13 protein-coding genes are annotated in these 14762 nt (G+C 70.9%); 4 read left to right on the top strand and 9 right to left on the bottom strand.

Annotated elements, in window-relative coordinates:
• Positions 1–120 precede the first annotated feature (120 nt).
• Complete coding sequence (locus ACFWW9_RS35480) at positions 121–684, top strand: DUF3455 domain-containing protein (protein WP_390386652.1); 564 nt, start codon at positions 121–123, stop codon at positions 682–684.
• Positions 685–738: 54 nt separating this feature from the next.
• Here ACFWW9_RS35480 and ACFWW9_RS35475 read toward each other — a convergent pair whose 3' ends face one another.
• Positions 739–2436, bottom strand: coding sequence for an amidohydrolase (locus ACFWW9_RS35475; protein WP_390386651.1), 1698 nt, complete (start codon positions 2434–2436; stop codon positions 739–741).
• A 261-nt stretch (positions 2437–2697) separates the two neighbouring features.
• Between ACFWW9_RS35475 and ACFWW9_RS35470 the strand changes: the two genes are divergently transcribed.
• Positions 2698–3207 carry a hypothetical protein gene (locus tag ACFWW9_RS35470; RefSeq protein ID WP_390386650.1) on the top strand — a complete coding sequence of 170 codons (510 nt, stop codon included), beginning with the start codon at positions 2698–2700 and terminating at the stop codon, positions 3205–3207.
• On the opposite strand, the gene ACFWW9_RS35465 is transcribed toward ACFWW9_RS35470, so the two are convergent.
• The 7 genes from ACFWW9_RS35465 to ACFWW9_RS35435 all read right to left on the bottom strand — a co-directional run bounded on the left by ACFWW9_RS35465 (position 3204) and on the right by ACFWW9_RS35435 (position 9750).
• A complete protein-coding gene (locus ACFWW9_RS35465; protein ID WP_390386649.1) occupies positions 3204–4040 on the bottom strand; it encodes a helix-turn-helix transcriptional regulator in 837 nt (278 codons plus the stop codon). The two genes, ACFWW9_RS35470 and ACFWW9_RS35465, sit on opposite strands and share 4 nt — an antisense overlap.
• A gap of 60 nt (positions 4041–4100) precedes the next feature.
• Positions 4101–4583 carry a RidA family protein gene (locus ACFWW9_RS35460; RefSeq protein WP_390386648.1) on the bottom strand — a complete coding sequence of 161 codons (483 nt, stop codon included), beginning with the start codon at positions 4581–4583 and terminating at the stop codon, positions 4101–4103.
• 9 nt (positions 4584–4592) lie between these two features.
• A complete protein-coding gene (locus tag ACFWW9_RS35455) occupies positions 4593–5168 on the bottom strand; it encodes a hypothetical protein (protein ID WP_390386647.1) in 576 nt (191 codons plus the stop codon).
• Entirely contained in the window at positions 5155–6765 is a 1611-nt protein-coding gene (locus tag ACFWW9_RS35450; RefSeq protein WP_390386646.1) for a substrate-binding domain-containing protein, read from the bottom strand. Before ACFWW9_RS35450 ends, ACFWW9_RS35455 begins: the two co-directional genes overlap by 14 nt.
• Positions 6762–7910, bottom strand: coding sequence for a toxic anion resistance protein (locus tag ACFWW9_RS35445; RefSeq protein ID WP_390386645.1), 1149 nt, complete (start codon positions 7908–7910; stop codon positions 6762–6764). The genes ACFWW9_RS35450 and ACFWW9_RS35445 overlap by 4 nt, the downstream gene beginning before the upstream one ends.
• A 1-nt stretch (position 7911) precedes the next feature.
• Positions 7912–8979: a hypothetical protein gene (locus ACFWW9_RS35440; RefSeq protein WP_390386644.1), complete on the bottom strand. Its 1068-nt coding sequence runs from the start codon at positions 8977–8979 to the stop codon at positions 7912–7914.
• Between the two features lie 111 nt (positions 8980–9090).
• A complete protein-coding gene (locus ACFWW9_RS35435; RefSeq protein WP_390386643.1) occupies positions 9091–9750 on the bottom strand; it encodes a cysteine hydrolase family protein in 660 nt (219 codons plus the stop codon).
• 100 nt (positions 9751–9850) lie between these two features.
• On the opposite strand from ACFWW9_RS35435, the gene ACFWW9_RS35430 reads away from it, so the two are divergent.
• A complete protein-coding gene (locus tag ACFWW9_RS35430; protein ID WP_390386642.1) occupies positions 9851–10705 on the top strand; it encodes an alpha/beta hydrolase family protein in 855 nt (284 codons plus the stop codon).
• 146 nt (positions 10706–10851) lie between these two features.
• Here the strand turns inward: ACFWW9_RS35430 and ACFWW9_RS35425 are convergent, their stop codons facing one another.
• Complete coding sequence (locus ACFWW9_RS35425) at positions 10852–11367, bottom strand: sigma-70 family RNA polymerase sigma factor (RefSeq protein WP_390386641.1); 516 nt, start codon at positions 11365–11367, stop codon at positions 10852–10854.
• Positions 11368–11595: 228 nt separating this feature from the next.
• Between ACFWW9_RS35425 and ACFWW9_RS35420 the strand changes: the two genes are divergently transcribed.
• The gene (locus ACFWW9_RS35420; RefSeq protein WP_390386640.1) at positions 11596–14478 is read left to right on the top strand and encodes a BTAD domain-containing putative transcriptional regulator; all 2883 of its coding nucleotides are present in this window, start codon (positions 11596–11598) and stop codon (positions 14476–14478) included.
• Positions 14479–14762 lie beyond the last annotated feature (284 nt).

Below are 14762 nucleotides of genomic sequence, written 5' to 3'. Positions count from 1 at the left end.
TGGACCGGTCGGTCTGTCCCAGTGGACAGTAAAAGGAAATCTCGTCTCAACAGGACCAATCCCGGCCGACTACCCCCTACATTGGCAGCGATCGGTTTCCCCACCCTTGGAGAACTGCTGATGATTTCCGCACGTCGTTCCAGCACCAGGCTCACGGCCGCCGCCGTGGCGGTAGCGGGTGGCCTGATCGCGCTGGCGCCCGCCGCCGCGCACGCCACCCCCGCTCTCACGGCGCCGACGGTGCCCGCGGAGCTCGCGGTGCCCGCCGGGAACCACGTCACCGCCCGCTACGACGCCGTCGGGTACCAGGTCTACGAGTGCAGCACCGCCGGCGCGTGGACGCTGCACGCCCCGAGGGCGCGGCTCTCCACGAGAGGCGACGTCGGCGTCCACTTCGGCGGAGTCGACGCGAACCTGCCCGCGGGCCCGTACTGGCAGTCGCTCCGCGACGGCAGCCGCGTGCACGGCGGCGGCGCGGTCAGCGCGACCAACACCGGCGCCATCCCGCTGCTCCGCCTGACCGGCCTCGACAGCTCCGGCACCGGCGTGTTCGCGGGCGTCACGTACATCCACCGCCTCAACACCGTCGGCGGCGTCGCCCCCACCACCTCGTGCGACCCGGCCGACAAGACGTTCAAGAACGTCTACTACAGCGCGACTTACTACTTCTACAAGAAGGACTGACGAGCGCTGAAAGACCAGGGCCCGCCCCGAAACCTCGGGGCGGGCCCTTCGTCGTCAGGTCTGCGGGGGCAGGTCGGGCCCGGTCGTGCCGAGCTGTTCGGCGGCGATCACCTGCGGGACCGGCCAGGTGACGCCGGGCGGCGGCCAGTGTTGGCCGGTTTTCGCCAAGAAGTCGACCGGGGGCTCGTAGAGCGGCGGCTGGGTGCCGTCCGGGATCATGCTCTCCCAGTGGACGCCCGCCGTGCGGTCCGCGAACTCCTTCTTCATCGCCGCCAGCACGTCCGGCTGCGTCAGCAGGTCGACGGCCGTGGCCGCGAGGTACTTCGCCGCGGACAGCATGGCCTGGTGGCCGATGTTCGTCGCGGCGCTCGCCGTGACCGCCCAGTTGTGGTTGGGCACGCCCGGCGGGAACGTCGCCACCAGCACGGTGACCTTGGGCGTCTTCCAGCTCACGTCGGCCGCGTCGGTCGACGGGCCGCCGAGGAACGCGGGCGCGGGCGGCGTGAGCGGCACCAGCGTGGTCGGCATGCCCACTTCCGGCTTGCCCAACGACTTCTGCAACGTCTTGGCGAACGCGTGGTCCTCGGCGGTGAACGCGGGCGGACCGATCTTCACCATGTTGTCGTTCGCCAACTCGGCCCCGACCTTGTTGCCCAGGGAGTTCCACGTGGCCGCGTGGAACTTGTGCAGCAGCTTGGTCTGGCTGGCCTGCGCGGCGGCTTTGGCGCACTCGACGATCTTGTCGTAGAGCACCTTCACCCGCGCCGGGCTGCCCTCCCTGATGAAGAACCAGATCGAGCACATGTCGGGCGTGACGTTCGGCGCGCCGCCGCCGTTGATGATCGCGTAGTGGAACCGGCCGGACGCGGCGACGTTCTTCTCCCGCAGGTACTCCGACATCGTGGCCATCAGCAGCGCCCCGTCGAGGCCGCTCTTGTTGCCCAGCGGGGTGCCGCCGTGGCCCGCCGCGCCGAGGAACGTGAATGTCGCCGACGCCAGCGCGCTGGTCGTGCCCCACGTGGCGAGCGTGGCGTTGAGCGGGTGCCAGTCCAGGTAGGCGTCCAGGCCGTCGTACACGCCCGCCTTCACGCCGTAGGCCTTGCCCACCAGCTGTTCCTCGCCGGTCGAGCCGAACACCTTCAGCGTGCCGGGCAGGGTGTTCGCCTTCATGGCCTTCGCGACCGCGAGGGCCGCGCCCACCGAGCCCGCGCCCAGCACGTTGTGCGCGTCGCCGTGGCCCGCACCGTACGTGGGCCCGTACGCGTCGTAGTTGTAGACCAGCGGATCGTGACCGCCCGCCGCGCGCTTCTGCGACAGCCCGGGCAGCGCGTCGTACTCGACGTTGAACCCGAGCACCGGTCCGCCCGACCCGTAAGTGGCGGTGAAAGCCGCCGGAAAACCGCCCGACCCCCATTGCACGGAGAATCCGTTCGCCTGGAGCAGGTCGGCGACGGCGGTCGACGAACGCCATTCCCGCAGCGACAATTCCGCGTGTTCCCAGATGCTGTCGTTCAGCCCTTTGAGCACGCCCGCGTTGCCGTCGATCCAGGCGAGCGAGGCCGCCTTCGCCGGGCTGTCCTTGGCCAGACCCGTTGGTGTGCGGTAGTTCTCGGGCGTGACGCCGGTCTTGTCCTCGTACGCGAGCGTCGCCCCCAGCACCGGGTCGGCGGCGAGCATCGAGGCGGCGGTGGCGGTGCCGGTCAACCCGAACAACTGCAGCACACGTCGACGTCCGAGATCGTGGTTGGTCACCGGTCACATTCCCCTTCATTCGGCAAAACCGAATTCATGCGATCATGATCGATCCTATCCACGGCGACTCGCGGAATGACAAGACCGTCTCAATAGCACATTTCTCAATTCACGCGGACTTCACGGGACATGCGCTTGCTCACATCCTCGCCGCACCCGTTGACAACGGGGCAGTGCGCGTGGGTCTTTCGGGCAGAGTTCGCCCACTACCGCGCGGTACTGTGCTGGACTCGGTGCCGTACCGGACCAAGGAGGCACCCGATGTCACCCCTTCCACTGCGCCGCAACGACTTGCCGGACGCCGACATGGGGCACGCGCTGACCTGGTACCGGGATCAGATGGGCTGGGACGTCCGGCTGGTCGACGGCGCGCCGAACCTGTCGTTGACGCACGGGATGACCGGTTTCCTGTTCCCCTGGTCCTGGTTCCCCGCCGCGGCGGCGCTCATGTCCACAATGGACGTCCAGGGTCCGGTCGTCGGCTTCCTCGACGAGGTCGAGCCGAAGGCGGTCGCGCTGGCCGACACCAACGACTGCGTGTTCAGCCAGGCGCAGATGCCGCCCGGCGTCACGCTGCTGCGCACCCCCGGTCTCGTGCCGCTGCCGCCGAAGACCGGGTCCCGCTGGCTGATCGAGCCGCACAACGAGCGCCGCTGGCTGCCGTCCGCGACCGCCGTGCTGGCGGTGCTGGCGTCCGCGACCCAGGCCTCCCCCGGCCCGCGCCCCCGCAGGCCGTTGCCCTACCGGCAGCTCCAGACCGCCCGCCGCTAGGCGAACGCCTGGGTGCCCAGCACCCGCAGCAGGTCGAGCCGCTCGGCGCTGCCGGTGCCGGGCTGCGGGCGAAGCGAGACGAGCCGCAACCCGGTGTCCGGGCTGAGGATCATGTCGCACTGCATCTCCAGCACCCCGACGGCCGGGTGCACGTAGGTCTTGCGGCTCGACCGCAGCGGACGCACCTCGTGCAGCTCCCAGACCGCCCGGAACTCCGCGCTGGCCTCCAGCAGGTCGGCGACGAGCGCGGCGGACACCGGGTCCTTGCCGCGGCGGACCACCGACGCCCGCAGGTCGGCCACGTACCCGCGCCCGAGCTTCTCGTGCTCGGCGGGCAGGTAGACGTCGCGGCTCGTGGGATCGGTGAACCACCGCCACACCGTGTTGTCCTCGCGCCCCGCCGTGCCCGTCATCGGCCCGAACAGCGCCGCCCCCAACGGGTTCTGCGCGAGGACGGTCGTCAGGTCGTCGCACACGATGGCGGGCACGGTCGTCAGCGCGTCCAGCACGTGCATCAGGCCGGGGTCGACGTACCCGCTCGGCACGTGCGCGACCGGCGGCGGGTACCCCGCCAGCACGTACAGGTGATCCCGTTCGTCGGTCGACAACCGCAACGCCCGCGCCAGGCACGCCACCAGCGGCTCCGACGGGTGCGGCCCCCGCGCCTGCTCCAGCCGCTCGTAGTAGTCCGTCGACATGCTCGCCAGCAGCGCCACCTCCTCGCGCCGCAGCCCCGGCGTCCGCCGCCGCGCGCCGGGCACGAGCCCCACGTCGGCGGGCCTGAGCGCCTCCCGGCGCACACGGAGGAACGAGGCGAGCTCGGCGCGGTCCATGCCCCGATCGTCCCAGGAAACCGCGCCGCTATCCCCGGACTACCAGTCCCCCGATAGGGGTCAGCCCGAGATGGCGACCTCGGCCTCGATCTCGACCGGGATGCCGAACGGCAGTTCCGCCACGCCGATGGCCGACCGGGCGTGGCTGCCCGCGTCCGGGCCCCAGAGCTGGAGGATCAGGTCGGAGAAGCCGTTGATCACGGCGGGGGCGGTGCCGAAGCCCGGTGAGGCGGCCACCATGCCGAACACCCGCAGCCACGCCGTGACGCGGTCGAGGTTGCCGAGTTCCCGTTGCAGGCTGGCCAGCACCGCCAACGCCGTCAGCTTGGCCGCGAAGTAGCCCTGTTCGGGCGTGACGTCGGCGTCGATCTTGCCGAACGGGCCCGCGAGCGTGCCGTCGGAGTTCAGCGGGCCGTGGCCCGAGACGTACGCCCGATTCCCGTGGACCCGGACCCAGGGGAACGGCAGGAACACGCCGGGTGGCAGCCTCAGCTGCTCCGGCAGCAGCAGGCCGAGTTCCGCGAGCTTGTACTCGATGCGCACCGACCGAGGCTAACCCTCCCGGTCGCGGTCCTCCAGGTATCGGGTGTGATCGGCCTGCCGCTGGGCGTCGGCGTCGTGGAAGCGCTCGGCCGTGCGCACGACGTCGGCCTCGATCAGGTCGAGCTGGCGCAGGAGTTCGGCGTCGGACTTCTTCGCGGCGACGTACCACCACGGCAGGTTCAGGAAGTTCTGCACGGACAGCGGCAGGTCCGTGCCGATCACCCTGGTGACGGTGTGCAGGGCGTCCGGGTCCGCGCGCAGCTCGCGCGGCCGGTCCAGCAGGCCGCGCAGCACGTCCGCCACGCGCTCCAGGCGCGGTTCCACGCCGAGGGGCACCCGGCTCTCCGCGACCCTCTTGACGAGGGCGTCCAGGTCGCGGCGCAACCGGGACGCCTCCTCCGTCGGATCGGTCACCAGGACCACCCGGTCCGGCGGCGCGAGCAGCGCGCCCGCCGCGTACAGCGCCGCGACCACGGTCGGCCAGAACGGGCCCGCGAGACCGGCGAAGTACAGGCCCAGCCCGAGCAGGCCGCCGAGGCAGCCGACGATGTTCCGGGTCGAGCCCAGGTACCTACTGATAGCCACGGATCTCCTTGAACGCCTCCGCGAGCGTCCGGCTGCGCGCGTCGAACACCTTGCCGCCGCTCTGGGCCGCGACCTGGTTCATCTCGTCGTTGGCGCTCTCCCCGAACAGCACGGGGAAGATCGGCACGCCCCGCAGCGTCGGGTCGAGTCCGTTGTGGAACGCGGTGAAGTCGCCGAAGCCGTCGCCGGAGGTGTTCTCGCCGTCGGTCATCAGCACGATGGAGGTGAACCGGTCCGGATCGGTCACGGCTTGGGCGCGCAGGACGGTGTAGGCCTCCTTCAGGCTGCTGTAGATCGCCGTGCCGCCGCCGGACTCCAGGCTCGACGCGGCGTCCTTGATCCGGGCCAGGTCGGCGTCGCCGGTCACGGTGAACTCCTGCGGCGGGTGCGGCGAACTGGCGAACGGCAGCAGCGTGACCTGCTCGCGGCCGTGGAACTTGCTGAACTTCCCGGACAACGAGGTGTCCGCGCCGGTCAGCCCGACCACGGCCGCCCGGAGGCCGTCGATCCGCTCGCCCTCCATCGACCCGGACGTGTCCAGCACGTACAGCGTGCGCGACGGCCTGCGGAGCTGGTCGAAGTACGCGGTGATCAGCCCGTCCACGGCCGCGCCGCTGGCCGGGAACGGCAGCTCCACCAGGTCGCGGACCGCGAACCGGGCGTCGAGCTGGACCTCGGGGCTGGCCGGACGGCGGCCGGTCAGCTCGGAGATCCGGCGCTGCGCGTCGGGCGAGCGCAGGTGCTCGGTCAGCCGGTCGTACGCCCCGCGCGCGTCGGTCCCGGCGGAGCCGAGCAGCGTCAGCGGGTAGTCGGCGGTGACGACACCGTCGTTGGGGTAGATCAGCGTCAACGGCTCGGGCAGCGCGTTCGCCGCGTTGAGCGAGAGCAGCACCGACTCGTAGTTGACCAGCCCGTCGACCTTCACGCCGGGGTCCTGCCCGCGCGCCCGCCGCTGGTAGGCGTCCGACAGCCAGCCGGACGAGCCCGCGGACAGCGTCTGCGCGGAGAAGAAGTCCTTGAGGCGCGGCGCGACCGAGGAGATCGCCGCGGCGTCGAGTGCCGTCCCGCCGCCGGTCAACGCGGACGCGATGCCCACCAGCGCGGAGAACCCCGAGTTCGACGTGGACGGGTCGGTCATGCCGTAGGTGAACCGCTTCTGCCCGGCGGCCTCGGCGATCTCGGCCCAGCCGACGCGCTTGGCGTCCCAGCCCAGCTCCTTCGCCTTCGAGGCCGTCAGGCCGAGCACGACCGGGGAGTTCATCACCTTGGTCGGCTTGCCGAGCCGCTTCGCCGCGTCCGGCAGGAGTTCGAGATACCGGTTGGAGGAGAACCAGACGGCGTCGTAACCCTGCTCGGCGCTGCGGTTGGCGACGCTCTCGGCGCCGTCGAGGGTGCCGGTGAAGGTGAACTTGACCGTGACGCCGGTGGCCTTGGCGGCCTCGTCCAGCACGGGTTGCAGGTCGGCCAGCTCGCTGCCCGCGAGCACCCGCAGCACACCGGGCTGGGGGTCGCCGAGCGGCGCTCCGGCGGGCGGGTCGGAGGAACACCCGGCCAGCAGCGCGAAGGCGACTGCTCCGACCAGGACACGACGGGTCATGCGGGCTCCTCGGTGGTGCGCACGCGGGTCAGGTGGTCGTGGGCGCGCCGGATCTCGTCGTCCAGCGCGGAGACGGTGCCCGCCATGTTCTCGGCGGCACGGGCCTTGAAGGTGTCGATGGCGTCGATGGTCGCGTAGACCTGGTCGAACGACGTGCGGATCGCGTCCACGCCGACCGCCGGTGTGGAGGCGATCCGCTGGATGTCGGTGCCCTGCAACGAGAGCAGGTCCGCGTTGGCGCGCAGCAGGCCGTCGGTCAGCCCGCGCACGGCGTCGATCTGGTCGACCACCTCGCGCTGGTCGGCGAGCGCGGCGGCGACGACCATGCCGATCCGCAGCGCCGTGACCGTGGTGCCCACGGCCCGGTCGACGCCCTTGATCAGCTCGTCGTTGCCGCGCCGGATGACGTCGAGCGCCAGGTACCCCTGCGCGCAGACGGCCAGCTGCGTCAACAGGTCCTGGTGCCGCTGCCGCACCGGGTACAGCACGTCGGCGCGCAGCGAGGTGGCGCGCTGGGGGTCGGACAGCTCGACGATCCGGGCCTGCTGGTCGACCGCCTCGTCCATCGCGGACACCAGCAGCGCGTCGGAGGACAGCCGGGTCATGACGGCCCAGAGCCGTTCCCGCTCGCCGCGGACGGCCGCGTTGTCCCGCCGCAGCTCGTCCTGCCCGCCGCGCAACTTCAGCACGACGGCGTTCAGCGGCGCGTCCGCCGCCCGGAACCGGGCGAGCAGCCCGCGCGCGGAGTTCCCCAGCGGGATCAGGCCCAGCACCTTGCGCCCGGTGAGCTTGCGCAGGTCCTTGGGGTCCAGTTCGCGGACGGTGCGGCGCAGCTCGTTCAGCCCGCCGGTCACCCGCGCCTGCCCGCCGGGAGCGGCCAGGGCGGCCAGCGACCGGTCCAGCAGCCTGCCCGCGACCTGCGCGGCGGCCCGCATGTCCGCCTCGCCGAGCACGAGCACCCGGTCCAGCAGCACGGGGAACTCCGGCGAGTGGACGTCCACAGCGGACAGTTCCGCGACGAACTCCTCGGCCCTGCGGGCGGATTCCCGGCGCGCGGCGTCGTCGACCGGGATCAGCCCGGCGGCTCGCTCGACCGGGACCGGGGCCACCGGTTCCGGCGCGGTCAGCACGAAGTCGGCGTCCACGTCAGTACAACTTCCCGATCGCTTCGAGCATCCGTTCCAGCGTCTCGTAGGACGGCGGCTCGACCACGTCGACCACGGTCTCGGGCACGGCCACCCCGTGCTCCTTCACGACCTGGTCGAAGTACCTCGGGTCGGCGGTGCGGAACCCGAAGGTGGCGGCCAGCTTCCCGAGGTCCGCGTCGGTGGTCAGCAGCTCGCCGACCTTGTCTCCGCTCGGTCGCAGCGGCACGAGGGTGTGCTTGGACAGCACGGTCGGCGACGGGTAGAGCAGCGTCATCCCCGGCCGGATCGTGGAGTCCCCGCGCACCACCCGGTCCACGAACTGCGCCTCGTAGGCGAGCACCATCGGCGTCTTGCCCATCCCGGTGGACAGGTAGTCCTCGAACGGCCCGTCGCTGGTGCTCTGCGTGTAGCCCTGCTCCAGGAACAGCTTCCCGACGGCGGGCAGCACCTTCGCCTCGGCCTCCGGCGAGGCGACCACGCCCCCGTTGGCGACGAACGACGTGATCGCCAGGTACATCGCCGCGGAGTTGGAGTCACGCGGGTCGGTGGTCGTGACCAGCACGTTCTTCCGCGCCGGGTACGCCGTGTTGCCCGGCAGCTGGTCCCACCGGGTCTCCGCGGCGGTCAGCTCCAGGTACTTGGCCACGTCGAACACCTGTCCCGGCCGCACCACGCCCTGCGCGGTCAGCAGGGACACGATCGGGTCGAAGGTGGCGATCACCATCGGTGACGAGAAGGGCGCGTACGTGCGGCCCGCGCCGCGGGCGCGCTGGATCTGCTCGGCGGCCGGGGCACTGGACGGGAACGCGAAGTCGTAGCGGTTCAGGTCGACGGAGTTCGCGATCTGCCGCGACCCGGCCGGGTCGACCTCGACCTTCAGCCCGTGCCGCGCGAACGCGTCGCGCACCCGCTGGTCGGCGAAGAACGCGAGCTTCTCCGAGCCGATCACCCCGCGCACGGTCTCCAGGTCGGGCGAGGCCGCCTCGCCCGACCGGCCGCGCACGACCGCGAACACCACGCCCACCAGCAGGACCACCGCGAGGGCGATACCCCACAAGCGCTTCACCCGTGCCACCCCGTGAGAGTCGTTCACTGTTCGGATCATCCGTCAGTGGGACGCACTCCAGTGGCACTCGGTCGCAACTCGTGACGTGAACAGTGGGTGAACGCGCCGAGGTCAGGCGCCGAGGGCGGCGACCACGTCCTTGGAGGTGACCGGCAGCGAGAACATCGGGTAGTCGTAGGCGATCGCGTTGTCGTGCTCGGCCTGGGACGTGGCCGCCACGCAGTCGGTGAGCGTGATCACCCGGTAGCCGTTCTCGTACCCGGTGCGCATGGTCGACTCGACGCAGCAGTTCGTCAGGAACCCGCCGAGCACGATGGTGGTGATCCCCTTGCTCCGCAGGATGAAGTCGATGTTCGTGCTGGCGAACGTGTCCAGCCCGCGCTTGCCCTCGATCACGATGTCGCCGTCCTGCGGCGCCACGTCCTCGACGATCGCCGCGCCCCAGCCGCCCTTGACGAACGCGTTGCCGTCGACGACGCCCTTGAGGATGCCGTACGGGTGCGACAAGATCTCGTGGTAGCCGGCGGCGAACGTGATCGGCGCGTGCATGATCGTCGCGCCCGCGCGGCGGGCGGCGTCGACCAGCTCGACCGTGTTCGCCAGCATCCCGGTGGAGTCCATCACCTCCGAGACCGCGCCGTGCAGCACGCCGCCCTCGGTGGTGAAGTCGTTCTGGTACTCGATGAGCACCACGGCGGTGGTCTTCGGGTCGAGCCGCAACGCCTCGGTCATCAGGTGCACCCGTTCCTTCGTCGTCCGTCGAACCGCCATCGAACAGCGCTCGCCGCACGTCGGCAATACGGAGTGCGGGCGGTTCCGCGCGCGGACGGGTGAACCGGCTTTTGTCGGACCCCGGTGTTAGCGTCCGAACATGACCAGGTCAGCGGGGTGTCGAGCGGTGGAAGTGGGCGCGGCGGGGCGGGGCGACGCCGTCCCGGCGCTCGTCTTCTACCCGACCGGGGAGCCGGAGCGGACCGAGGCGCTCGGGCCGTTCCCGGTCGAGGTCGCGCTGGACGCCGCCCCCGATCCGGGCGTCCACCCGCTGGTCGTCATCTCCCACGGCACGGGCGGCTCGCACCTGCTCTACCGAGACCTCGCCGCGCACCTCGCGCGCGCCGGGTACGTCGTGGCGGTGCCGGAACACCCGTTCAACAACCGCCACGACAACCAGCTCGGTGGCACAGCCGAGATCCTCGCGAACCGCCCGAAGCACGTCCGGCAGGTCGTCGACTGGGCCTCCGAGGAGTTCGACATCGGTCAGGTCGCGGTCGTCGGCCACTCCCTCGGCGGGTACACGGCGCTCGCGGTCGCGGGCGGCAAGCCCACCGCGTTCCCGCACGAGACCCCGGACCGGCTGCCGCACCCCGTGGAGGTCGACCCGGACGACCGGGTGGGCGCGATCGTGCTGCTCGCCCCCGCCACGCCGTGGTTCGCGGAGGAGGGCGCGCTGGCCGAGGTCGCCGTGCCGGTCCTGCTGCTGAGCGCCGAGCACGACGAGCACACGCCGCCGTGGCACGCCGAGCTCGTCGTCGACGCCCTCCCGCACACGGAGCACCGGAAGGTACTCGGCGCGGGCCACTACTCGTTCCTCACGCCGTTCCCCGAGCACCTGACCAGCCCGACGTTCCCGCCGTCGCAGGACCCGGAGGGCTTCGACCGCCGCGCGTTCCACGAGGAGCTGAACGCCGAGGTGCTCGACTTCCTGCACCGCGCGTTCTCCCGGTAGACCACTTGTCCCACTGGTACAACACCGGCGCCGCAGCGGGTTCCGCGCGACGGACGGTGACGCGGCGATCACTGGGGGAAGCGGTTTCCCTTGCGGGCAAAGAGGTCGGACCTGCCACCGGCTTGGTTCACCGGCTGAACCAACCGCTAGTTGGCCAGCAGTTCCCGCATCGCGCGGCGGGCCGAGGTGGACCGCGACTTCACCGTCCCGATGGGCAGGTCCAGCGTGTCCGCGGCCTCGGCCATGCTGCTGCCGCGCAGGTACACCTCCACCAGCACCTCCCGGTGCTCCGGCCGCAACCGCACGAGGGCGTCGCGGACCGTCACACCGTCCACGACGGACTTGGCGTGGTCGCCGGGGGCCTGTGCCTCGTGCGTCACACCGTCCGGCGTGATGGACACCTCGTGCGGGCGCACCTTCCTGCGCCGGGAGAGGTCGATCACGATGTTGGTCGCGGTGGTGAGCAGCCAGCCGCGCACCGATCCCTTGCCGTTGGCCAGGGCCTCGCTGTGCTGCCACGCGCGCACCAGGGTCTCCTGCGTCACGTCCTCGGCCGCGGCTCTGTCCCTGGTCAGGCTGGTGGTGTGGGCCAGGATCGCACCCACGTGCTCGGAGTAGAGCTGGCGGACCAGCGCATCGGCCCCGGCGCGTCGCGACGTCACGGTTCTCCCCTGTGTAGTCCGTCGACGGCCGGCAGACGTGCCGGTGTTCGACGGCGTTTCTCACCCCTGGAACAGGTGGTTCTCGTCCCCGAGGAACGACGTGCGGACAGATCCGCGGCCAATGCGTATCCGGGGCGCGTCGGGCCGCTCCTGTGTCGGAGAAGGCCAACCACTGCTCGCAAACCGTAATTCGCCCGACTTGATGACCAATGACTAAAGTGTGACCACGTGCTCCCCCGCGGGGGAGCCACCTACCGCGGCGGAGCGAAGTTGTTCCCAGAACCCTCTCGAAGCAGTCTGCGACTGGCCGTGCTCGGTCCTCTTCGCGCCTGGCTCGACGGTGTCGAGGTGGAACTGGGGCCACCTCAACAACGTTCGGTCCTGGCACTACTCCTCGCCCACGGCGGACAACCCGTGAGCGTGGCGTCACTCGTGGACGCCCTGTGGGGCGAAGACCATCCGGGCAGCGCGGTCAACCTCTTGCACCGGTACGTCGGTTCCTTGCGCAGAGCGCTGGAACCCGAGCTGGGCCACCGGGAAACGGGCCGGTGGCTGATCAGGGGCGCGGGCGGCTACCGCTTCACCACCGACGCCGCGACCCTCGACCTCCTGCGCTTCCGCGACCTCATGGGGAAAGCGCGTTCCGAGCGCGACGCCGGTTCGGAACGCCAGGCGGTGCACACGTTCGCCGAAGCCCTCGCGCTGTGGGACGGTCCCGTCGCGGCGAACACCCCGGCCCCCGTCCGCTCGCACGCGGTGTTCACCGCGCTGGAACGCGAGCACGTGGCGGCCGTCAACGAGGCCACCGACCTGGCGCTGCGCTGCGGTCTGCCGAAACCGGTGCTCGTACCGTTGCAGTGGGTGACGTCGCAGCACCCGTTCGACGAGCCCTCCCACTCCCGGCTGATCCTCGCCCTCGCGGCGGCCGGCTACCGCGCGGACGCGCTGGACGCGTTCGCGAACATCCGCGCCCGCTTGGCGGACGAACTGGGCATCGACCCCGGCGCGGAGCTGCGCGCCGCGCACGAGGCCGTGCTCCGCGAGGAGGCCGAGCCCCAGCAGGTCGACGTCCACCACGAGACCGAACCGCTCGTGGACGCCCCCATGCCCGCCCCGTCCGTGATGCCCGCGCAGCTCCCGCGCGACCTGACGGTGTTCGCGGGCCGCAAGGACGAGCTGGAACACCTGCTGGCCGAGCACGACGACCCGGTGGGCGCCACCGCCGTCACGCTGATCCGCGGCATGGCCGGCGTCGGCAAGACCACCCTGGCGGTCCGGTACGTGCACCGGATCGCCCACCTCTACCCGGACGGCCAGCTCTACCTCAACCTGCGCGGCTTCGACCAGACCGGCGACGTCGTGCAGCCGGAGGACGCGGTCCGGCGGTTCCTGGACGAGCTGGGCGTGCCCTCGGCCCGCATACCGGTCGGTTTCGACGCGCAGGTCAACCTCTACCGCAGCGTCCTGGCCGAACGCCGCATCCTCGTGGTCCTCGACAACGCCCGCGACGCCGAGCAGGTCCGCCCGCTGCTGCCGGGCGCGCCCGGCTGCCACGTGGTCGTGACCAGCCGCAACCAGCTGCTGTCCCTGGTCGCCGTCGAGGGCGCACGGCCGCTGCTGCTCACCCCGCTGTCCAAGGTCGAGTCCCGCGAGTTCCTGACCAGGCGCCTCGGCAGCAGGTCCGCCGCGTCCGACCCGGCGGCGGTCTCGGAGATCATCGAGCTGTGCGCGGGCCTCCCGCTGGCCTTGGCGATCGTCGCCGCCCGCGCGGCCCTGCAACCGCTGCACCCGCTCAGCGCCGTAGCGGCGGCACTGCGCGACACCAGGGACAGCCTGGACAGCTTCACCGACGCCGACTCCATCATCGATGCCAGAGCCGCGTTCACCTGGTCCTACCAGGCCTTGGGCGAGGCCGCGGCGGACATGTTCCGCATCCTGGCCCTCCACCCCAGCCCCGAGATCCCGGCCAGGGCCGCGGCCAGCCTCCTCGGCGTCCCGGTCGCCAAAGCCGTGCCGCTGCTCGACGAGCTGGAACGCGGCCACCTGATCGCCCAGTACGCCCCCCGCCGCTACACCATGCACGACCTCGTCCGCGTCTACGCGACCGAACTGTCCGACGCGACGGACAGCCCGGAACTCCAACGAGCCGCCCGAGGCAGGGTCCTGGACCACTACCTGCACAGCGCGTTCACGGCAGCGGCCCTGATCGACCCGCACCGCCCCCACATCGCCCTCCCACCGCTGGGCGAGGGCGCGGTGGTCGAGGTCCTCCACGACCGCACGGCCGCGCAAGCATGGACCACGGCCGTGTCCCCCACGCTGTTCGCCGCCATCGAAATGGCGGGCGACCACCACTTCGACGACCACACCTGGCGCCTGGCCTGGACGTTCGACCCGTACCTCGACCGCAACGGCCACTGGCACCAGAAGGTCATCGCCCAGGAAGCCGCCCTGGCGGCGACAGCAAGGGCGGGCGAGGCGCAGGGAAGGGCGTACGTCCACCGCAGCCTCGGCTACGCCCACAAACACCTGGGAAACCTGGTCCGCGCAGCAGGCCAGTTCCGCTCGGCGCTGGAACTCTACGTAGACTTGGGCGACCTGCGCGGAGAAGGCAGGACCCACCAGAACATCGCCGACCTGTGCAGCAAGCAGAACATGTACCAGCAGGCGCTGGAACACGAGGTCAGATCCCACGAGATCAGCAGGCTCCTGGGCGACAAGCTGATGGAAGCGGACTGCCTCAACAACGTCGGCTGCGCCCACAGCGACCTGGGCGACCACGACCAAGCGATAGACCTGTGCGAACAGGCCCTGGTCCGGTCGAGGGAACTGGGAAACCGCCCGCTGGAGGCAGCGGCCCAGGACAGCCTCGGCAAGATCCACCACCGGGCGGGTCGACACGGGATGGCGGTGTCGTACTTCAAGCAGTCATTGGAGATGCACCGGGATTTGCAGGACCTGTACAACGAGGCAGTGACGTTGAGGAACCTGGCGGCGGCACATCTGGCGCAGGGGGACAAACGGGCGGCAGAGGAGTGCACACGCCTGGCGGCGGCGGTTTTGGGGCAGCCACTGCCTTTCACGCTGTCCACGGCTGCCAGCGCTTCGTAGGCGGCCCTGCGTAACTTGCCCTCAACGCAACGGGAGCGAGGGCGGCACGGAACGGGTGCGGGGCCGGGGCGGTGTTTTACAAGCGGCTCAACGCGACTGGGGCGCAGCGCACTCGAGCGTGACTGGGGTGTTTTAAAAGCGGCCCTGCCTTACCGGCCCCGCGACAAAAGCGGGAGCACGCAACCTGGGCGACACCCAGACCCCCGCCGCCACCCCGATCCTAAGCGCAGTTCGTGCTTTTCAAAGTTTGTCAAGGCGTCTTTCCAGCCTTGACAAACTTTGAA

The organism is Umezawaea sp. NPDC059074 (assembly GCF_042738955.1).
Taxonomy (GTDB): Bacteria; Actinomycetota; Actinomycetes; order Mycobacteriales; family Pseudonocardiaceae; genus Umezawaea.
Note: the sequence above shows the minus strand (reverse complement) of the source record. Positions and strands in the feature narration are given on the sequence as shown.